Source organism: Bacillus salitolerans (assembly GCF_042680805.1).
GTDB classification, from domain to species: Bacteria; Bacillota; Bacilli; order Bacillales; family SA4; genus Bacillus_CJ; species Bacillus_CJ salitolerans.
Genome location: NZ_JBHUEM010000009.1, coordinates 148,764 through 170,101 on the forward strand (window position 1 = coordinate 148,764; position 21,338 = coordinate 170,101).

At 37.0% G+C, this 21,338-nt stretch carries 21 protein-coding genes, 1 other RNA gene and 1 other annotated feature; of the genes, 2 read left to right on the forward strand and 20 right to left on the reverse strand.

The genetic code is table 11. The annotated features are described in order from the left end of the window. Position 1 precedes the first annotated feature (1 nt). The 18 genes from ACFSCX_RS08880 to ACFSCX_RS08965 form a co-directional block, all read right to left on the reverse strand. Positions 2-1,267 carry a peptidase U32 family protein gene (locus tag ACFSCX_RS08880; RefSeq protein WP_377927842.1) on the reverse strand — a complete coding sequence of 422 codons (1,266 nt, stop codon included), beginning with the start codon at positions 1,265-1,267 and terminating at the stop codon, positions 2-4. A gap of 33 nt (positions 1,268-1,300) precedes the next feature. Next, positions 1,301-2,230: a peptidase U32 family protein gene (locus ACFSCX_RS08885; RefSeq protein ID WP_377927843.1), complete on the reverse strand. Its 930-nt coding sequence runs from the start codon at positions 2,228-2,230 to the stop codon at positions 1,301-1,303. 4 nt (positions 2,231-2,234) lie between these two features. Continuing rightward, a complete protein-coding gene (locus ACFSCX_RS08890) occupies positions 2,235-2,864 on the reverse strand; it encodes an O-methyltransferase (protein WP_377927844.1) in 630 nt (209 codons plus the stop codon). 126 nt (positions 2,865-2,990) lie between these two features. Then, positions 2,991-4,112, reverse strand: a complete 1,122-nt coding sequence (mltG, locus tag ACFSCX_RS08895) for an endolytic transglycosylase MltG (protein WP_377927845.1) — start codon at positions 4,110-4,112, stop codon at positions 2,991-2,993. A gap of 494 nt (positions 4,113-4,606) precedes the next feature. Beyond that, positions 4,607-4,903 carry a DUF1292 domain-containing protein gene (locus tag ACFSCX_RS08900; protein ID WP_377927846.1) on the reverse strand — a complete coding sequence of 99 codons (297 nt, stop codon included), beginning with the start codon at positions 4,901-4,903 and terminating at the stop codon, positions 4,607-4,609. A gap of 13 nt (positions 4,904-4,916) precedes the next feature. Next, positions 4,917-5,333 (reverse strand): Holliday junction resolvase RuvX, encoded by a 417-nt coding sequence (ruvX, locus tag ACFSCX_RS08905; protein ID WP_377927847.1) that lies wholly within the window; start codon positions 5,331-5,333, stop codon positions 4,917-4,919. Between the two features lies 1 nt (position 5,334). Next, the gene (locus tag ACFSCX_RS08910) at positions 5,335-5,601 is read right to left on the reverse strand and encodes an IreB family regulatory phosphoprotein (RefSeq protein WP_377927848.1); all 267 of its coding nucleotides are present in this window, start codon (positions 5,599-5,601) and stop codon (positions 5,335-5,337) included. A gap of 168 nt (positions 5,602-5,769) precedes the next feature. Further along, complete coding sequence (gene alaS, locus ACFSCX_RS08915; RefSeq protein WP_377927849.1) at positions 5,770-8,406, reverse strand: alanine--tRNA ligase; 2,637 nt, start codon at positions 8,404-8,406, stop codon at positions 5,770-5,772. A gap of 254 nt (positions 8,407-8,660) precedes the next feature. Beyond that, positions 8,661-8,874: a binding site (T-box leader), on the reverse strand. A 51-nt stretch (positions 8,875-8,925) separates the two neighbouring features. Beyond that, positions 8,926-9,987: an AI-2E family transporter gene (locus tag ACFSCX_RS08920; protein WP_377927850.1), complete on the reverse strand. Its 1,062-nt coding sequence runs from the start codon at positions 9,985-9,987 to the stop codon at positions 8,926-8,928. Positions 9,988-10,093: 106 nt separating this feature from the next. After that, the gene (locus ACFSCX_RS08925) at positions 10,094-10,228 is read right to left on the reverse strand and encodes a YrzQ family protein (protein WP_377927851.1); all 135 of its coding nucleotides are present in this window, start codon (positions 10,226-10,228) and stop codon (positions 10,094-10,096) included. Between the two features lie 21 nt (positions 10,229-10,249). Continuing rightward, positions 10,250-10,438: a hypothetical protein gene (locus tag ACFSCX_RS08930; RefSeq protein WP_377927852.1), complete on the reverse strand. Its 189-nt coding sequence runs from the start codon at positions 10,436-10,438 to the stop codon at positions 10,250-10,252. Between the two features lie 18 nt (positions 10,439-10,456). Further along, positions 10,457-10,930: a PRC-barrel domain-containing protein gene (locus ACFSCX_RS08935; protein WP_377927853.1), complete on the reverse strand. Its 474-nt coding sequence runs from the start codon at positions 10,928-10,930 to the stop codon at positions 10,457-10,459. A gap of 38 nt (positions 10,931-10,968) precedes the next feature. Further along, entirely contained in the window at positions 10,969-13,338 is a 2,370-nt protein-coding gene (gene recD2 / locus ACFSCX_RS08940) for an SF1B family DNA helicase RecD2 (RefSeq protein ID WP_377927854.1), read from the reverse strand. Positions 13,339-13,367: 29 nt separating this feature from the next. After that, positions 13,368-14,030 carry a tetratricopeptide repeat protein gene (locus ACFSCX_RS08945; RefSeq protein WP_377927855.1) on the reverse strand — a complete coding sequence of 221 codons (663 nt, stop codon included), beginning with the start codon at positions 14,028-14,030 and terminating at the stop codon, positions 13,368-13,370. An 84-nt stretch (positions 14,031-14,114) separates the two neighbouring features. Then, complete coding sequence (mnmA, locus tag ACFSCX_RS08950; protein ID WP_377927856.1) at positions 14,115-15,230, reverse strand: tRNA 2-thiouridine(34) synthase MnmA; 1,116 nt, start codon at positions 15,228-15,230, stop codon at positions 14,115-14,117. Positions 15,231-15,235: 5 nt separating this feature from the next. Further along, a complete protein-coding gene (locus ACFSCX_RS08955) occupies positions 15,236-16,384 on the reverse strand; it encodes a cysteine desulfurase family protein (protein ID WP_377927857.1) in 1,149 nt (382 codons plus the stop codon). A 40-nt stretch (positions 16,385-16,424) separates the two neighbouring features. Continuing rightward, on the reverse strand, positions 16,425-16,841 hold the full coding sequence (gene cymR, locus ACFSCX_RS08960; protein WP_377927858.1) for a cysteine metabolism transcriptional regulator CymR: 417 nt from the start codon (positions 16,839-16,841) through the stop codon (positions 16,425-16,427). A gap of 56 nt (positions 16,842-16,897) precedes the next feature. After that, complete coding sequence (locus ACFSCX_RS08965; protein WP_377927859.1) at positions 16,898-17,563, reverse strand: YczE/YyaS/YitT family protein; 666 nt, start codon at positions 17,561-17,563, stop codon at positions 16,898-16,900. A gap of 177 nt (positions 17,564-17,740) precedes the next feature. Between ACFSCX_RS08965 and ACFSCX_RS08970 the strand changes: the two genes are divergently transcribed. Continuing rightward, positions 17,741-19,015 (forward strand): replication-associated recombination protein A, encoded by a 1,275-nt coding sequence (locus ACFSCX_RS08970; RefSeq protein ID WP_377927860.1) that lies wholly within the window; start codon positions 17,741-17,743, stop codon positions 19,013-19,015. 180 nt (positions 19,016-19,195) lie between these two features. Further along, a complete protein-coding gene (locus ACFSCX_RS08975) occupies positions 19,196-19,882 on the forward strand; it encodes an RsfA family transcriptional regulator (RefSeq protein ID WP_377927861.1) in 687 nt (228 codons plus the stop codon). Between the two features lie 334 nt (positions 19,883-20,216). On the opposite strand, the gene ACFSCX_RS08980 is transcribed toward ACFSCX_RS08975, so the two are convergent. Next, a complete protein-coding gene (locus tag ACFSCX_RS08980) occupies positions 20,217-20,984 on the reverse strand; it encodes a tRNA threonylcarbamoyladenosine dehydratase (RefSeq protein ID WP_377927862.1) in 768 nt (255 codons plus the stop codon). A gap of 161 nt (positions 20,985-21,145) precedes the next feature. Then, a non-coding RNA gene (ssrS, locus tag ACFSCX_RS08985) (6S RNA) lies at positions 21,146-21,331 on the reverse strand. Positions 21,332-21,338: the final 7 nt, after the last annotated feature.

The following is a 21,338-nucleotide window of genomic DNA, read 5'->3' on the forward strand; positions in this document are numbered from 1 at the left end:
ATTAATTCTCCTTCCGCATCATGTTGTAAGGGAAAACGGGGCGGTCTACCTTAAACTTTATGATTTGCAAAGGATGTCTAGCCGCATCAAGTTCATTTCCATGTTCATCCCAAATCGTTCCAATCTTTTGAGTGAAATTTTGTATTTCAGGACCGAAAAATTCAACTTCATCTCCAGGTTTAAAATAATTTCGTTGTTGAAGTGTAACCATATTTGAGTTTATATCGAAGTCAAGAACAAGACCTGCAAATTCATAGGTGGTTTTCTTGCTATGATTTCCATACATTTGCTCTTTATACCCAGGAACTCCTTCATAAAAGGCTGGTGCAGCTTCTCGATTTGCACATTTTTCAAGCTCTTTGACCCATTCCTGCTTTATCATAAAGTTTTCAGGATCCTCGCAATAAGCGTCAATAACCTTTCGATATACACTTACAACTGTCGCAACATAGTGTATGGATTTCATTCTGCCTTCTATTTTTAAACTATCAATTCCGAGTTCAATCATTTTAGGGATAGACAATAGAAGGTTTAAATCCTTAGGACTCATAGCAAATGGTGCATCTTCCTCGTTGAATAACGCATTTTCCTGATTATGATCATCTAGGGTGTATAGGTCATAATCCCAGCGACAGGATTGACAGCAGCCACCGCGGTTTGAATCACGAGCTGTCATATGATTGCTTAATGTACAACGACCTGAATAAGCAATACACATCGCTCCATGAATAAAAGTTTCAATTTCGATATCTACTTTTTCTTTCATCTCTTTAATTTCTTCATGGCTTGTCTCACGAGCAAGAACCACTCGTTCAAGGCCTTCCTCTTTCCAAAACTGTACAGCCTTCCAATTTGCTAAAGACTGCTGTGTACTTAAGTGAACTTCAAGCTTTGGTGCAACTCTTCGGCACGTCTCGATGATCAAAGGGTCTGCAACAATGATCCCGTGTACACCTGCTTCCTCAATTCCTCTTAAATAGTCATCAAGTCCTTCAATATTTTCATTATGTGCATAAATGTTCGTTGTTACATAAATACGTGCCCCATATTCATTTGCAAAACGAACCCCTTCTGCCATTTCTTCAAATGTAAAATTATCTGCATTGGATCGTAACCCGTATTCCTGACCACCAATAAATACAGCATCAGCACCATAGCGTACGGCAATTTTCAGCTTTTCTAAGCTACCAGCAGGAGCTAGTAGCTCAGGCTTTTTTGTTATGACACGTTTTCCATTTCTCATTTCTGAGATTTGACCAATCGCCATTTGTACTCTCCTCCTTTACTTATTTTGATATACTTAATAAACGGTCTCTTTAAAGAAAAATCCTGTATCTAACGGACGGTTTGTAGGTTGAATTTGTTCAATTTCATGTAAAAATCCTTCTTTTTGCTCTTCATAAGCATCACGATCCAGAACGCATAAATCAATCGCTTTACGATATTTCCGAGTAACCTCAATAATATATTCTGGGGTCTTTAAAATACCATCGATTTTAAAAGAATCAACATTGGCATCTATCATTTCCTCTAATTCATCAATAATACAGATATCATTAGGGCTCATGATGTGTGTGCCATTCGCATCCTCAAAGATAGGATATTTATTTTCTCGTTCTTTGTCATGAAGGAACATAGATTTATGATTTTTTCGATTTTCAATCTCTAATGTTTTACCTTGAAATTGAAAATAATTACCGATCAATGACCGTTTGGATTGAAACATAGCTGTCATTCCATGAACTTGAACCTCAAGCTCTACCTCAGCATTCTCCTTCATTTCAACAATAGCATCCATGTTTATTTCTCTCGCTAAAACAGCACGTTTTGCTCCTTTGCGTCCCCAATAATTACATGTATACCAATTTGTAGCTGTTGTTTCTGTATTCCAATGAAGCACCATGTCTGGAGCTACTTCCCTTGCGACCATGAGAACAGCTGGATCTCCAAATACGATTGCATCTGCTCCTACTTCTGACAGAAAACGAATATAGTCCGCTAGATCATCAACTTTTTCATTATGAAAAATAGCATTCATCGCAACATACACTTTTTTTCCATGCTCATGAGCTCGTGTAACAGATATTTTAACATCCTCTCTTGAAAACTCCCCTGCTAAACGCAAACCAAACTGCTCTTCACCTATTATAAATGCGTCTGCTCCTGCGTTTATTAATGGAATAATATCTTCTACACTTGTTGGAGTAACCAATAATTCAGGTTTTTTCATACTTTCACCTCTTCAACTTACTTATAGCAATGCCATCCCCAATTGGTAAAATTGTTGTATGGTAGGATGGGTGATTCATTAGCCAATCATTATAACCTTGTATTTTCTTTACAAGGCTCTTAATTCGTCTATTATCAGTATTATTTGCAGCAACGAGACCTTTAAATAGAACATTATCAGAAATAATGACTCCGCTTTTTGCCAAGTGCTGCTCATATTTCTCAAAAAACTTGGTATACTGTCCCTTTGCAGCATCAATAAAAATGCAATCAAATGTTCCACTAATCGTTACATCTAAGGCATCTGAAAGAATAACCTTTATTTGGTTCTCTACATTTGCCTCTTTAATATAAGAAAGCGCCTTATTATAGCGCTCTTCATCACGTTCTATTGTCACTATTTTAGTTTCTGGAAGTGCTTTTGCCATTCTAATGGCCGAATAACCGATAGCCGTTCCGATTTCTAAAATGGCTTTTGGTTCCACAAGTCTAAGCAATTGAAGTAATGCTTCGATTCCTATTAATTCCATAATCGGAACATCATTTTCCTTCGCATATTGTTCCATCTTAGCTAGTAAAGGTTCTCGGTTTGGAATCAGGGATTCTAAATAAGCTTCAATTTCCGAAGGCACCATAATTGTCCCTCCTTCTGTAATCAACTCGATATATTTTAACATAAAGAATAGGGGAATGCGAATTTTTCGAGTCACATTCCCCTATTGAGATCATTTACTGCTAGAACGCAATTTTAGAGAAATAAATTATTGAATATGTTTTGCTTTTTCCCGGTTATGTTCTTCTAGGGATTTCGTAAAAATCACTTCTCCTTCTTTTGTAGCAAGGAAGTAAAGGAAATTAGTTTCAGCTGGATAAAGGGCTGCTTTTATAGACATTTCCCCTGCATTTGCAATAGGGCCAATCGGCAAGCCTTGAATTATATAGGTATTATAAGGTGATTCTACTTCTAAATCTACATATAGTACTCTGTCCTTATGTTCGCCGAGTGCATATAATACCGTAGGATCCGTTTGCAGTGGCATGTTGATATCCATCCTGTTATAGAAAACACTTGAAATCTTTTCCCGGTCCGTTTGACCAGTAGCTTCTTCTTCTATTAAGGAAGCAAGAGTCAGGAGTTCATGAACGGTCATTTCCTTTTCAGCTAAGCCATCCTGATACGACGAAACAATTTCCTCGGTCTTATCTAGCATCGTTTGGATAATTTCTTCAATACTTGGATTTGCCTTATAAAAGGAATACGTTGCAGGATATAAATAGCCTTCTAGTGGGTAGCGGATGCCCTCTTTAAATATTTCATCCGTTAAAATAGAAGGGTATAACTCGACAAGCTTTTTCAGATATTCAATATCATTCAGCTTGTTCATTATATCTTCCTCTGAATGCCCTACTTTTTCATGTATTATTTTGGCGATTTGTTCTAGGTGTTTTCCTTCTGGTATCGTAAGTGAGAAAACAGCTTCTTGAATAACCTTACCCGTTTTCAAACTTGCTATGATTTCCTCAAAGGTCATGGATTGATTGAGCTTATATTCTCCAGCTTGGAAATCCCCTTCATTTTTAAATTTAATGTAGTATTTAAAAATTTTAGCATTTTTGACAATACCATGCTCTTGTAGAATATTCGCAATCTTAGTTGGAGATGAACCCATTGGAACTGTTACATCTATAGGCGTGGAATTTGTCGGGTCTACTGGTTGTAAAGCAGATTTAATATAAGAATACCCGAACGCGATTCCTCCTCCTATTAACAAAAAGATTATAAGTGAAATTATTAGAACGATTCTTCTCACTATTCTTGCTTCTTGATGCTTTTCAAGGAGCTTCTGTTTAAGTTTATCGTCGTCAGAATCGAATGAAAACATCGATAGCCCTCCCCTCAACGGACTTATTATACTATAATTTTTCTGTTTTTCGCCAATTAATTACAAAAGGGGGCAATTTTTTTCTTTATTAAATAAAATACAGCCCTAAAGGCTTGTCACCTCGTAAAAATCCTCCCTGTTCGAAAAGGAGTTTCACAAGTATAAGTGATTCAAAATGTATAATTGAACCCTGCTCTTTGACATTTCACAAGTCGAAGTGCTTCTAAATGTCCAATTGAACCCCGCTCTTTAACATTTCACAAGTCAAAGTGCTTCTAAATGTCCAATGTTTTTTCGTCTAGCCACGATAGGCAAATGTTCCTATATGAGAAAAAGGGTGTTCTTCCCCGTTCACTCATTTAGGGTTATTTGACCTCGTGTGGCTGGGCGCTGACGCTGGATTTAGCCGTAACATTGTATGAACTAAACACCAGAAACGTATATTTTCTTAACTTATACAAAAAAAACAAGCCCAAAGGCTTGTCCTTTATTTTTTATTCTTCTTCCTCTTCCTCTTCTTGCTCATCTAGGAAGGTATTAAGCATTTCCTCGATCATATCCCACTCTTCTTCTGTCTCAATTGGTGAAAGCTCTCCCTCATCATTTTCACCTGGTGAGAAGCTTGAAGCGTGAATCTCTACATCTTCCTCATCAGCTTGGTCACCACTAATTGGGTAGTAAAGGACATAATTTTTCTTAAATTTATCTGATTCGAACGTAAATAGTACCTCGCATAATTGTTCGTTACCATTATCGTCTATTACAGTTATTTGTTTTTCACCATGTTCCATTCTTTTCACCTCGTCAATTTTTGCTATCTAAATAACCTTGAAGTATAACAGATGCTGCCATTTTATCAATCACTTTCTTTCGTTTCTTTCTGCTTACATCTGCAGTAATAAGAAGGCGCTCTGCTGCCATTGTCGATAATCGCTCGTCCCATAATACGACTGGCAATTGAAATGCTTCTTTTAACATTTCGGCATATTGTTGACATGCTTCACCACGGGGGCCAATCGTCCCGTTCATATTTCTAGGTAGACCAACAACAATAGTATCTACTCCATATTCATCAATTATTTCTTTTAGACGTTTAAATCCGAACTCTTTTTTTTCCTCATTAATTCGAACAGTTTCTACCCCTTGTGCAGTCCAACCCATTTCATCACTCATAGAAACACCAAGGGTTTTCGTACCAACGTCCAATCCCATAATTCTCATGTTATACACCACGATTGTTTTTCAAATATGATTTTACAAGTTCTTCAATTAATTCGTCTCTTTCCAATTTCCTAATAATATTCCTGGCATCCTTATGTCTTGGAATATAGGCAGGATCTCCTGATAACAAATAGCCGACAATTTGATTAATCGGATTATAGCCTTTTTCCTGTAGTGCCTCATAAACAGTAGAAAGGACCTCATCGACATTTGTATCAATTTGCTCATCTTGAACATTAAATTTCATTGTTTTATCAAAAGAGCTCATGTTTACACCTCACTCTCAAGTCCAGCTTGTCAACATTTACCTATATTGTACAACAACCATTTCCTATAATAAAGCAAAGCCTTGAAAAATACTAAAAATAAAGCTTTAAAATATATGTATAGTAGGAAATAGGGTCGCACATTCCCTATTTCCCTCCATCAAGTTCAATTAGATTGAACGGACCCATTCGAACGTTGATTCAAGTGCTTGATCTAATTTTTTAGGATCTTTTCCTCCAGCCTGTGCCATATCAGCACGGCCACCACCACCGCCTCCACAGCGTGTTGCTACTTCTTTGATTAGCTTTCCAGCATGATAGCCCTTAGAAATGAGATCTTCCGTTACCCCCGCTGATAGATTCACTTTATCTTCTCCAGCTACTGAGCCTAAAATGATTACACCTGACCCCAGTTTTTTCTTTAATTCGTCCACCATTGAACGGAGGTTATTCATATCAGTAGCATTTACTTTACTAGCTAACACGTTTACTCCATTAATTTCCTGAATCTTATTAGTAAGATTAGATGCTTCTATATTGCCTAATTTTGCAGATAATGATTCATTTTCTCGATGAAGCTGTTTAATTTCTCCTTGAAGCCCTTCAATTCTGCTAACAATATCTTTTGGATTTGCTTTTAGCTTGAACGCTGCCTCTTGTAATAAACTGATTTGATCATTCATCACTTCATAAGCGGATTTACCTGTCACTGCCTCAATACGTCTTGTTCCTGCCCCAATCCCAGATTCAGAAACAATCTTAAATAATCCAATTACAGCCGTGTTTGGAACGTGGCATCCACCACAAAGCTCAAGTGAGTAGTCTCCTACTTGAACAACACGTACAATATTTCCGTACTTTTCTCCGAATAATGCCATAGCACCCATTGCTTTAGCTTCATCTAATGAGCGATTGGATATTTCAACCGTGATACTTTTCCATATTTTCTCATTTACAATCGATTCAATTTGCTCTAGTTCCTCTTGTTTTACTTGTCCAAAATGTGAAAAATCAAAACGTAATCTGTCTGGTGTTACTAATGAACCAGCTTGGTTGACATGATTTCCTAACACATCTTTTAAGGCTTGGTGAAGTAAATGGGTTGCAGTGTGGTTTTTTATGATACTAGATCTAAGCTCGTCATTGATTACTGCTTTTACGTCCATTCCTTTTTCAAGAGTTCCCTGTTCAACAATTACATGATGTAAATGCTGACCGTTTGGTGCTTTTTGAACATCCTTAACAAAAACTTTAACTGCATCATTCTGTAAATATCCTTTATCAGCTACTTGACCACCACTTTCAGCATAAAAAGGTGTGATATTTAAAACGAGCTGAGCTTCTTCCCCTTCTCGAAGTGCTGATACAAATGCATTATCTTTTACAATTTCTACTACCGTAGAGTTTTCTTCTATTTGTTCATACCCACTAAATGAGCTCTCTGCTTTAATATCACCAAGAACCCCGCCTTGTACTTGCATAGAGCCTACATCTTGCCTAGCAGCTCTTGCACGCTCACGTTGGCTGTTCATTTCAGCTTCAAAGCCTTCGTGGTCTACCTTCATTCCTTCTTCTTCTGCGTACTCTTCTGTTAATTCCACAGGGAAACCATACGTATCATATAAACGGAACACATCTGATCCAGGTATCGTATTTTCGTTCTTTTCTTTCTGAGCTTTAATGACAGTAGATAATATTGCGAGTCCTTCGTTTAAAGTCTCATGAAATCTTTCTTCCTCATTTTTGATAACCTTTTGAATGAATTCTGACTTTTCCTTTACTTCTGGATAGTAGTCAACCATAATCTCTGCTACTACTGGTACTAGTTCTACCATAAATGGACGGTGGATATTTAATTGCTTAGCATATCGAACTGCTCTTCTAAGTAAGCGTCTTAATACATAACCTCTTCCTTCATTTGATGGCAAAGCCCCGTCCCCAACAGCGAAAGTAACGGTACGGATATGATCAGCAATGACTTTAAATGCGACATCTTTCTCTTTTTGTCCGCCATAACGCTCCCCTGAGATTTTTTCCGTTGCTTCAATAATTGGCATGAATAAATCTGTATCAAAAGTAGTTGGAACATTTTGAATAACCGAACACATCCGCTCAAGGCCCATACCTGTATCAATGTTCTTCTTAGGCAATGGTGTGTACGTACCATCTGGATTATGGTTAAACTGAGAAAACACAAGGTTCCATACTTCTAAATAACGATCATTTTCTCCGCCAGGATATAACTCCGAGTCCGACGGGTCATTTCCATAGCTCTCGCCGCGATCATAAAAGATCTCTGTATTAGGTCCACTTGGTCCTTCACCAATGTCCCAATAGTTGCCTTCAAGACGAATAATTCTCTCCTTTGGTATACCAATTTCTTCTAACCAGATTTTATAAGCTTCTTCATCCTCGGGATGAATGGTTACGGAGAGTTTTTCTTTTTCAAATCCAATCCATTCTTCACTCGTTAAAAATTCCCATGCCCAATGGATCGATTCCTTTTTAAAGTAATCACCGATCGAGAAATTTCCTAACATTTCAAAGAATGTGTGGTGGCGAGCAGTTTTCCCTACATTTTCAATATCATTTGTACGAATAGACTTTTGTGCATTACAAATTTTCGGGTTATCTGGAATTACACGACCATCGAAATATTTCTTCAGTGTTGCAACACCGCTGTTGATCCAAAGTAGAGACGGATCCTCGTGCGGTACTAACGAACGACTAGGTTCTACTGAATGGCCTTTTTCCTTAAAGAAATCTAAAAACATCTGTCGTACTTGAGCTGACGATAAATTTTTCATTTTTTATTTCCTCCTATAAATATTATTAAATTGACAAGAACAAATGGTACAAGCGACCTTGGGTAGCCTCAGGCAGAGTAAATGTTCAAAAGTGAAGAAAAGGTCGGTTATTCCCTTATATTCACTTCAGGTTATTTGACCTCAGGCGGGCTGGGCGCTGAAGCTTGATTCAGATTTACTCGCCAAATTACCCACAATAATAACTTTTATTATTTCTTAGCAATAAAAAAACTCCCACCCCTGTTTTATAAAAAAACAGGGACGAGAGTTAGTCGCGGTACCACCCTGATTATGACTACCTTTAGGAAGTCATCACCTTGGATTTCTGTAACGTAGAAACAGACGATAGGGTATTAGCCTATTCTTCGGAATAGCTTCGGTTACTCTCTCACATAGAATTCCTTTCAGCCAAGGGAATTCCTCTCTTAATGTGGGCTGTAACGTACTCATTTCCTTCATCGATTTAAAATCTTTGATTATATTGATATGCGCTATTATAGACAATGTGAATATTGTTTGTCAATGCCTTGAAAAGTGAACTTTTGCATGAAGTATAGTAACTTTTATGATTGCAAGAAGAGGAACTGCTACTATAAGTCCAATGATTCCACCCAATTCCCCACCTACTAATAACGCAAACATAATAATTACTGGATGCATATGCAAGCTCTTTCCAACAATAATGGGTGATAAGAGATTCCCTTCAATAAACTGTAAAGAAAAGATTAGAACTGTAACCCAAATCACCATTTTTCCAGATATCGTAACAGAAATTAATAAAGCAGGCACCGCTCCAAATATGGGTCCAAAATATGGGATAATATTAGTAATTCCAATGATGGTTCCGAGCAGAAGAGGATATTTCATACCAATCATCCATAATCCCACCGAAGCTAATACCCCAATTACTAAACAAACTAGCAGTTGTCCTCTTATATAATTTCCTAGTGATTGATCAATATCACGTAGAAACCGAACGCCTGGTTTTCTCCATCTTCTTGGAGTTACGTACCATAATGATCTTTTCATTAAGTTATAGTCCTTCAGCATATAAAAAACTAGAAAAGGGATAAGGGCAAGAATGATAATATAATTTAATAAGGATTTAATTCCTTCAACTAATAAAGTTAAAAGAGAACCTAGCCCTTCTTCAATATTTTGGAGTCCTTCTTCTATTCTTGCATGAAGTCCTTCTGGAAATTGCTCTGTTTGTGAATGGATTACAAGCGACCATTCTCGATATTGTTCAAATAAATTAGGCACATTATTCGTAAACTCTCTAATCTGAAAAATGATTTGAGGTACACCTTTATATAAAGCAAAGCCGAGTCCTCCAAAGAACAATAAGTAAATGACGAGTATGGCTATTGGCCTTGGTATATTATGACCATGTAGCTTCTCAATCAAAGGATGCAATAAATATGTGATAAAAGATGCTATCAAAAAAGGTATAAATATTGCTAAAACTGCTTTGTAGAAAGGGGCCCAGTAAAGTTCTATTTTCTTAAACATAAAAAGACATAGAAAAATAAGCAGAAGTATCACAAGTCTTAAAATCCAGTTAATATGGGACTTCTTCACTCTTTACCCCTCCTTAATTCTATGGTTAACCTTCATTAATGATTTATTCATTGTTTACATAACAAGAAATCCCTGTTGTAATTAACAGGGATTTCACTTTTACACATTATGGTAATAAATTGGTCATACGTTTTCGGAGTTTTTTCATGTTGCGGTTCGACATCAAATTTCTCTCTTGTGCTTTGTGATATGCGTATGCACCAACACCCATGGCAATTAATGATGTCAATGTTCTGTTCATGCTGACCACTCCTTATTTGTTTTACATATTTATTATTCGTTCATCCTCACCAAATAAGTCGTCTAATGAGCTAAGTGTTCCATCCTCTTCGACTTGATGAACATTCATCACACCTTTTGAAACAGAAAGCTCAATAAAACAATTCCAGCAATAATATTGATTAACTCCGATTTTTCCTATATCTTTGCTTCGACAATTTGGGCACTGCACGAATTAGGGCCTCCTCTATTAGGTGTCAATTTCTATTTGGATAATATCTTCGCCAAATTGAAGAGGGTTTTTAGTTGGAATTACTTTTTTACCTTCTGCAATATCAGCAAAGAACCCTTCCGATACTTCATACCCTAAAATAGTGCCCAATTTCTCGTCAAAATATACATCATCAATAATTCCTAGCCTTTCCCCTTCAGTTGAGTAGAGGTCTCGACCTAACAATCCATGATGATGACTAAGATAGTAGGACTCTGCTTTTTTTCGTTTCAATTGTTCTAAATGTTCGTGAATCATCACACCGTCTTGTCCAAATGAAATGATGTGATTAAAGTCGATAAGATGATCAGGGTGGAATAACCCTTTTCCATCCACGACAATCGATTGAATATCCCCTTTATTGGAAAGCAGTAAATCACGTATAGTGCCCATATATTTTCCCGTTTTGTTATGAAAAACAGGTAGGCCTTTTATTAAAGAAAATGTTCGCAAAAGTACCCCCACCTTTCCGAACATTTTTATGATTTGCCTTAATCCATAAAGTCATAAGGTGAAATGTTTGCCATTGCCATTCTTTCTGCCTCAACTGAAAGTTCAATCTCTTCATCTCTAGACTGTTCTGTTTGTTTTTGATGTACCTGTATGTTAATCCCAAAGGAACTTTTTAGTCGTTTCATTAAGGAAGTTTGCCTTTCTTTATCTTCTGTTCTTTTTATTCCCTGGTTTAATGTCTCTTCTTCCCCGCATAATATTAAAAATTCCTTACTTCTAGTAATAGCAGTATAAATTAAATTTCGTCGGAGCATTCGGAAATAACCTTTTACAACTGGAAAAATAACAATTGGAAATTCGCTTCCTTGTGATTTATGTACAGAGCAACAATAAGCGTGAGTAATCTGCGTAAGATCTTGTTTTTTATAAGTAACTTCTGTACCTTCAAATGAAATAACAACTAGATCTTCCTTTTCCGTATTTTCTTTTGCATAAAAGATTGATACGACCTCACCAAAATCACCATTAAACACATTTTGGTCGGGCTGATTGACTAATTGTAAAACTTTATCACCTATTCTAAACGTTTTTTCCCCAAACAATAGCTCGCGTTTTTGATCCGTTTTAGGATTAAATAATGCCTGTAGCTCACTATTTAACCGATCGATACCAGCTGGTCCCTTATACATTGGAGCTAACACTTGAATATCTCTCGCGTGGTATCCTTTAGTCATTGCATTCCCACATACTTTCTTAACGACATCTACGACTTGATTTTGATTACACTTAATAAAGGATCGGTCCGGTTTTGGAAGTAGAATGTCCGATGGTAATTTTCCTTGTTTCATTTCATGAGCCAACTGAATGATTGTAGAGTTTTCCGATTGCCTAAATATATCAACAAGTCTAACAGTAGGAATGACCTCAGCTGATAACAAATCTCTCAGCACTTGTCCAGGTCCTACCGATGGAAGTTGATCTTCATCACCAACTAATATCACTTGAATGGAGGAAGGTAGCGATTTAAACAGCTGATTCGCTAGCCATATATCGACCATTGAAACTTCGTCAACAATTAACAGCTTTCCTTCGATGGGATTATCCTCATCATGCTCAAATCCATCCGTCCCATTCCAACCGAGTAATCGGTGGATAGTAACAGCTGGAAGCCCAGTTGACTCATTCATTCTTTTAGCAGCCCTACCAGTAGGAGCTACTAAAAGAAATGGAAAAGGTTCCTCCTTTTTATAATCCTTCGGCTCTAATGAACATCCATGAAGCTCTGCATAAACTTCAACTATTCCTTTAATGACGGTCGTTTTTCCTGTCCCAGGTCCACCTGTAAGAAGCAGCATAGGAGAAGACAACGCTTTTTGAATTGCGTCCTTTTGTGAGGGTGCATATTGAACCTTAAGTCTCTCCTCTAAGCCACCAAGTGCTAAAAGAAACTCAGACTCCGGAAATTGATCCTTATATTCAGATTGATCCATAATTCTCTTAATACTCGTAACAAGGCCCTTTTCAGCAAAATATATGGATGGCTGATAGTATCTTCCATCTTCATAAATCATTTTCCCTTCCTCAACAAGGTGTACAATTTCCCGAGAAATGTCGTTAAATGAAATCCTATCTGATTGGCTATTTTCCAACAGATATTGAACCTTATCAAGTAACTGTTCACCTTGTATATACACATGCCCCTCTTGCATACAAAGATGTTCTATTATGTATAAACAGCCTGCCTTTATTCGATCAGGATGACTACCAACTAAACCAATTGCTTTACCTAATTCATCAGCCTTTGTAAATCCTATTCCTTCAACATCTACGATTAACTGATATGGATTTTTTTGGATGATTGTTATGGTTTGATCACGATAGGTTTGATAAATTTTCATAGCCAATTGTGGACCAAATCCATATTGATTTAAGGTAACCATGATTTGCTCTAAACCTTGGTGTTCTTGAAGTGAACTTGATAGCTCTAATGCCTTTTCATTTGAAAGTCCCGCAACTTTCTTTAACACATTTGGATCATTCATTATTTTACTAATGGCATTTTCCCCAAGTGTTTCTACGATTTTCGATGCTGTCTTTCTTCCTATACCTTTAAATAAATCACTAGATAAGTACTGTATGATGCCTTGTTCGGTTTGTGGTATTTCTTTCCTAAAGTGATTGACATGATATTGAATACCAAAACGGGGATGATCTTTAAACATACCAAAGAAAGTATACGTTTCATGTTCTAAAAGAGGAGGAAAGTAGCCCGTAACAATTGCTTCTTTATCTTCATAATTTTCAGTTGTCTCTTGTATCTTAATCCGAATCACAGAATAAAGGTTAGATTCATTATGAAAAATCGTTACAATCGGATAGCCTCTCACGAATTTTTCACTATCTGCCATTTCACTCCCCCTCTCTATGTCACTGCCTTTTATTTTTCTAACGCTTGTTCTAGTAATCTTTTTCCATTCCCAGCTAATAAATGATCAGGTTGTATGTCTAATGCTTTATTGAACATATCCAATGCTTTTTTATTTTCATCCTTATGTGCGTATGCCACGCCTAGGTTAAAAAATACATCTGAATTTTCAACATCCATATCCACTAATTCCTCAAACTGTTTGATTGCTTCATCAATTAAACTTACTTGAGCTAAACAAAGACCATACTGGAACTTTGCTTCCTCGTCCTCTTGATTAAGCTCGACGGCACGCTGTAAGTATGGAAGAGCTAATTTAAACTGTTCTTGGCCCATGTAAGTTAGTCCTAGCATAAAAAATACATCAGAAGTCTGTAATCCCTTCTCAATTGCTACTGAAAAAAAATGAACTGATTTAGGTAGATCATCCATTTCAAAATAAATAGTTCCAACACTGTAATAAGCCGTAGCTAAGTTATCATCTAACTTTATTGCCCTTTTATAAAAAGCAAGCGCTCTCTCACTATCCCCTATTGCAGCTAATACATTTCCAAAGTTTACAGTGGCGATCGGGTCTGATGGATTTTCTTCTAACGCTTCAGTAAACACTTTCGCTGCTTCTTCGAGCTTTCCTTCTTGCATAAACTGAATTCCTTGTTTATTTTTATCTGTCATTGACCGGCATCCTTTCTCATCATTTATTATCGTAAGAAGACCTCAACCAATAGGTTGAGGTTTTCTGATTCTTTTAATTAACCATTATACATACCAAAGCTGCTTTCCATTACGAAACACATCGTCTATTGTGCCTCCACCTAAACATTCTTCACCCTTATAGAAGACAACAGCCTGACCAGGCGTAATTGCTCGAACTGGTTCATCAAATATTACTTTCACGTTGTGATTGTCTAGAATTTTGACAGTTACTCCATGGTCCTCTTGGCGATATCTAAACTTTGCTGTACATTTCACATCTGAATTTGGCACTTGATCAGAAACCCAGTTGATATTGGTCGCAGTTATTTCATCAGAATAAAGTAAATCATTGTGAAAGCCTTGCTCCACATATAAAATATTCTTCTCTAAGTTTTTGCCGACAACAAACCAAGGATCACCACTACCACCAATCCCAAGTCCTTGTCTTTGACCAATCGTGTAGTACATTAATCCATCGTGTCTTCCTTTTCCTTCCCCCTGAAGTGTTTGCATTTCCCCAGGCTGAGCAGGTAAATATTGACTTAAGAACTCCTTGAAATTCCGTTCTCCTATAAAACAAATACCTGTACTGTCTTTTTTGGTTGCGGTTGCTAAGCCTGCTTCCTTCGCCATTTCTCTTACCCTTGTTTTCGGTAAATCACCTAAAGGAAACATCACTTTACTTAATTGCGCTTGTCCTAATTGATTTAAAAAGTAGGTTTGATCTTTATTCTGATCAATCCCTCTAAGCATCTTATATTCACCATCTTGGTAGGCTACTCTAGCATAATGCCCTGTTGCTAAGTAATCCGCTCCAAGTTCAATGGCATGCTCTAAAAATGCTTTAAATTTAATTTCTTTATTACACATAACGTCCGGATTTGGTGTTCTTCCACCTTTATATTCATCAAGAAAGTACGTGAAGACTTTTTCCCAATATTGTTTTTCGAAATTTACGGCATAGTATGGAATCCCAATTTGATTACAGACTTTTATGACATCATTATAGTCTTCAGTGGCTGTACAAACCCCAAATTCATCTGTATCATCCCAGTTTTTCATAAAGATTCCAATTACATCGTATCCTTGTTCCTTTAATAACAGCGCAGCAACACTTGAGTCGACTCCACCAGACATTCCGATAATAACTCTTGTTTCAGTTGGTGTTTTAATAGTCATGTGTGTCACCTCCTTGTTAAACGTTTTACTATGTTTGCAGTCTCTTCTGCAACTATTTGGATTTGTTCTTTTGTATTTCCTAACCCAAAACTGTATCGTATGGAAGCCTTTGTCCGTTCTGACTCTGTTCCGAAAAGGGCACAAAGAACGTGAGAAGGTTCAATGGATCCTGCTGTACACGCGGATCCACTAGATGCGGCTACTCCTGCAAGATCTAGATTCACTAAAAACGACTCAATGTTAATACCTGGAAAATAGAGATTTAAAATATGTGGAAGTCGTTTTGCATTTTTTCCATTTATTTCATAGTTAATTTGATGTTCATCAAGAGTTTGTATAAATAGTTCTTGAAATTCCTGAAAACGGATCTGTTTGGATTGTAATTCACTTTGTGAAATTTTCATAGCATTCATTAAGCCCACAATACCAGGAACATTTTCCGTTCCAGCTCGTCTCTTTCGTTCCTGCTCACCACCAAATGTAAGAGGATTTAATTTTGTTCCTTCTCTAACATATAGAAATCCAACACCTTTTGGACCATTAATCTTATGAGCAGAAACAGATAACAAATCCACCTTTAATTGATCAACTCGAATTGGTACTGATCCATATGCTTGAACAGCATCGGAATGAAAATATACATCATATTCAGTCAGTAACGCTGCTATCTCTTCGATTGGTTGGAGAGTACCGACTTCATTGTTTCCGAACATCACAGTAACAAGAATGGTGTCGGTTCGCATTGCATTCTTTAATTCATTCAAGTCAATGACACCAGCTTCATTAACAGATAAATAAGTTACTTCAAATCCTTGTTTTTCAAGGGTTTGGCACGTATGTAGTACTGCATGGTGTTCAATGGATGTTGTAATAATGTGTTTTCCTTTATGTTGATTGGCAGTGGCAACTCCTACTATTGCCATGTTATCGGCTTCTGTTCCACCACTAGTAAAGATTATTTCGCTTTCCTTTGCACCAATTAATTTGGCAATCGATTCTCTAGCTTGATCAATGACTTGTCTGCTTTTCCGACCAAATGAGTGAATACTTGAAGGATTGCCAAATACCGTTGTCATATAAGGAAGCATGCTTTCAGCTACTGATGGATGAACAGGAGATGTTGCAGCATGATCGACGTAAATTGGTTCTTTCATTGGAAATTCTCCTCAATTTCAAAGTCAACTTCATTATTTCCTAAATATAAAACATATAAGCATCTTGGTCACCATCTGTATAACTAGCAAGATCCTCGAGTGTTGTGCTATCTAATACTTCCTTCACTGCGTCCCTAATACGAATCCACAATTCCCGCTTTGCTGGCTCTTCATCATCTAATACTTCAACAGGGCTAATAGGTCCTTCTAATATTCTTATCACATCGCCCGCTGTTATGTTTGTAGGCTCTTTTGCTAGTAAATATCCACCGTATGCGCCTCTCATACTTTTAACAAGTCCAGCATTTCTTAGCGGAGCTATCAACTGCTCTAAATAGTGCTCTGAAAGTTCGTGAGCTTGGGCGATTGACTTAAGTGGAATCGGTCCTTCACCAAACTGTTTAGCTAATTCAATCATAATGGTTAATCCATATCGACCTTTTGTAGAAATTTTCAAGCTTTATACACTCCTTTATCCCCTTATCTACTACGTTTGACTTACAACTATCTCAATTACATCTCTGCTCGAACTGGATGATCAAGAGTTGGTTTTAATATTTTTTCAACAGCCTTCTCACATTGCGGTAGAGTTATGCCAACGATTGGACCAATCGTTATGCAAAATATGATTGTTCCAATAAAAATAGGTCCGCCCATAAAATAACCTAATGTTAGTACAATAACCTCCATAAACAGACGGATATGTTGAACTTTCCAACCTGTTTTTTTGGTTAATACTAGCATTAACATATCTCTAGGACCAGCACCACATTTAGCCGAAATATATAGCCCTATTCCGTAACCAATAATGACTATACCCACAAGAAGCATCATAACCTGACCCATTAATGATTGGGGCGTTACAAGAAATGGAAGCATCATAAATAAATCGATAAAAACACCAACTAGAAGCATATTTAAAAAGGCACCTAATTGTGGCCAAGCTTTTGACATTAAACTCCCAATCATCAATACAAAAAAACCAACAATAATTGACCATGATCCTATCGTTAGTCCAAATTGTATAAAAAGACCGATGTGAAAAACGTCCCAGGGGGCACTTCCAATATCTGCCTTAATCATTAACACAATACCAAATGCCATCACCAATAAACCCAATAAAAAAATCAACCATTTAGAGGCTGAATATTGAATAGGTGCCTTATTCTCCCTTTTCATCATAAACCTTCTCTCTCAACTTTTCTATGTATATTCTTCAATTGTCTCTAGATCAACTTAGACATTATTCATTTCATTAAACATATGCCATTATAGCACAATTTACAGGTTAATACATTTTAAGACTTTTTAAAACAATGGTATGATAATAGAAATTTTACTAATGGGAGAGATATTATGTCGAAGCAACCTTTAGCCTATCGAATGCGACCAACGAACATTGATGAAATTATTGGACAAGAGCATCTAGTTGGTGATGGGAAAATATTACGAAGGATGGTTGGTGCTAACCATATTTCTTCCATGATATTATACGGCCCTCCTGGTGTTGGAAAGACATCTATTGCAAGTGCAATTGCAGGTAGTACAAATACTCATTTTAGAATGCTCAATGCAGTCGTTCATCATAAAAAGGATATGGAAATTGCTGTTGAGGAAGCAAAAATGTATGGAAAACTAATTGTGATCCTTGATGAAGTTCACCGTTTAGATAAAGCAAAACAAGATTTTTTATTACCTCATCTTGAGCGAGGTCTTATTACATTAATCGGTGCCACCACAAGCAATCCTTTTCACGCAATTAATCCCGCTATTCGAAGTCGGTGTCAAATATTCGAACTAACTCCATTACACCCAGATGATATTATGAAGTTAATTAACCGCGCTTTACAGGATAAAGAAAAGGGTTTAGGAAACTATCAAGTATCGATTAGTCAAGATGCACTTATACATCTTGCATCCGCCTCCAATGGAGATACTAGATCCGCCCTCAATGCATTAGAGCTGGCAGTTTTATCAACAAAGCCAAATGAAGAGAATTGGATCAAAATCAGTCTATCCATTATGGAAGAGTGTTTACAGAAAAAAAGTCTAACTTATGATAAAGATGGGGATGGTCATTATGATGTGTTATCAGCCTTTCAAAAGTCTATACGCGGAAGTGATGTTAATGCTGCCTTGCATTATCTTGGCAGACTAATTGAAGTAGGAGACCTTGTAAGTATTTGTCGTAGATTGTTAGTCATTGCATATGAAGATATCGGTCTAGCAAGTCCTAGCGCTGGCCCCCGAACCTTATCAGCTATTGAAGCAGCTGAAAGAATTGGGTTTCCAGAAGCTAGAATACCACTTGCCAATGCCGTGATTGAACTATGTCTATCACCAAAGTCGAATTCAGCCATTTCAGCTATTGACAAGGCATTAGAAGATATACGAAAAGGTCAGATAGGTGATATCCCACCTCATCTAAAAGATGCTCATTATCAAGGCGCTAAGTCATTAGGAAGAGGCATTGGTTATCAATTTCCACATGATTTTGAGTCAGGCTGGGTAAAGCAACAATACTTGCCAGATGCCATAAAAAATAATAAGTATTATCAGCCTAAAAAGACTGGAAAGTTTGAACAAGCTATATCTTCAATCTATGAAAACATTCAAAAAAACAATAAATAGTAAATCATACTATATACAGACCATCTTGAATCATCACGAAGTAGTAAACATCTAGTATCCTTAGCTTTTTCATGAATCTTTTGCTCTGTTTGAAACTATGAAAATGTATAAAAACCTCCTATTCGGTAAATGCTAGTTAAAAAGTTATCAAAGCTACGAAAATAATAGGAGTGATTATATATGAAAGTTCGTTCTGATGCATGGTCTCATGAAGATGATTTATTACTAGCGGAAACAGTTCTTCGTTATGTACGTGAAGGTGGAACACAGCTTCAAGCCTTTGAAGAGGTAGGAGATAAATTAAACAGAACTTCAGCCGCTTGTGGGTTTCGTTGGAATGCTGAGGTACGAAAGCAATATGAGCAAGCGATGCAAATTGCCAAAAAACAAAGAAAAGAGAGAAAGAGGGCCCTTGCCAATTCTGCTTCCGTAACAGCCTCTTCTCAACCTAAAAAATCGCCTACTCCTTCTAAAGGCTATTCTCCTTCCTACAAGGAAGAGGTGTCAGAAGAATTAACAACACGAGTAGATACATCAAGCCATCCTACAAAAAAGAATCTATCAATTGACGATGTTATTTCATTTTTAACCTCACTAAAGCATGAAGGAACAGCTGGTTCGGAAGCTAAACAGGAGAATGAGAGATTAAGAAGAGAAAATGAAGATCTCCGCAAGAAAAGTGAGGAATTAGAACGTAAAGTAAAACATTTATCAAGTCAGCATGAAACCATCCAAGAGGATTACCAAGCGCTGGTTCAAATCATGGACCGTGCTAGACGGATGGTGATGTTTGATGATACAGAAGAGAGACAGTCTCCTGTATTTAAAATGGATAAGAATGGAAATCTAGAGAGAGTTGCCAAATAGCACACAACTAATAAACACACAGAAAAAAATACTCATATATAGCTAAAGGACCAAAAGGAGCAAATGCCCCCGGCTAGCCTATGCAAGAGCAAATGTTCTGTCATGAGAAAAAGTATGGTTTTCCCTTTTATTCATGACAGGTTGTTTGACCTCGAGTAGGATGAAATAGCAAAGATCATTGCCATTTCATCTTGGCTGGGCGCTGGAGCTAGATTTAACGGTAACATTGTATAAACTAAACACCAGAAACTTTCTTAACCTATTAAATAACCCAAGCATTGATGTCAAAATTCCATTAAGAAATTCGACATCAATGCTTGGGTTTCTTCTATTCTTATCCTTGCGATACTCTATTTATATGAATATCCTTTGTAATTTCCGTAATAACATGCCCAGCCATTATCAATCCTGCAACAGATGGTACAAAAGCATTAGATGATGGAGGCATTTTTGCTTTTCTAATTTTTGCATTTAAATCAGGAACGATTTCTTGGCGAATATCCTCTCTAATTACAATGGGACTTTCATCAGAGAATACAACTTTGATACCTTTATGAATTCCTTCTTTTCTTAACTTTGTTCGAATTACCTTTGCTAAAGGATCCGTGTGGGTTTTTGAAATGTCTGCTACTTTAAAGCGTGTTGGGTCTGTCTTATTTGCTGCACCCATACTTGAAATAATCGGGATATTACGGTTTAAGCATTCCTTCATTACGTGTATTTTATAGGAAATGGTATCAGAAGCATCGATTACCCAATCTAAACCATAGCTAAAGAATTTTTCATATGTTTCCTCTGTGTAAAACATTTTTAACGCAATGACTTCACACTCAGGATTAATGTCCGCTATACGCTCCTTCATCAACTCAACCTTCTGACGACCCACTGTTGATAAAAGTGCGTGAATTTGTCGGTTGATATTGGTAATGTCAACATCATCCTTATCCACTAATACGATTCTTCCCACTCCTGATCTTGCCAATGCTTCTGCTGAGAAACTACCTACACCACCTACACCTAAAACGGCAACTGTCGAATTTTTTAGTTTTTGTAGCCCTTCTTTTCCAAGAGCTAGTTCATTACGTGAAAACTGATGTAACATCCTACTGCACCACTTTCTCTCTATAATCTTATTTTATTGTTTTTCCCGTTTTCAACGATATCATACTAAACGGTAATGTCTAGTATTTCAATAGGATTTAAATATTTTTTTTCAACTAAAAACCCTATGCAATTTTAGCATAGGGTGAAAGTTTTTGTTCGGAAAGTCCCAATTGTGCCGCCTGAGCCTTCGTTTTGATCCCGCACTCTGCAGGTGGGTGCCCTGTTCCAAATGTTTGTAAGTCCTCCTATCCAAGAGGCATTTACGCTATTTGAAAACTCCAAGCTCCCGTATAACTTATTGTTCGGTCAAAACAATAGGTTATAAGACGAACACATCAGGACTTTAACTTAA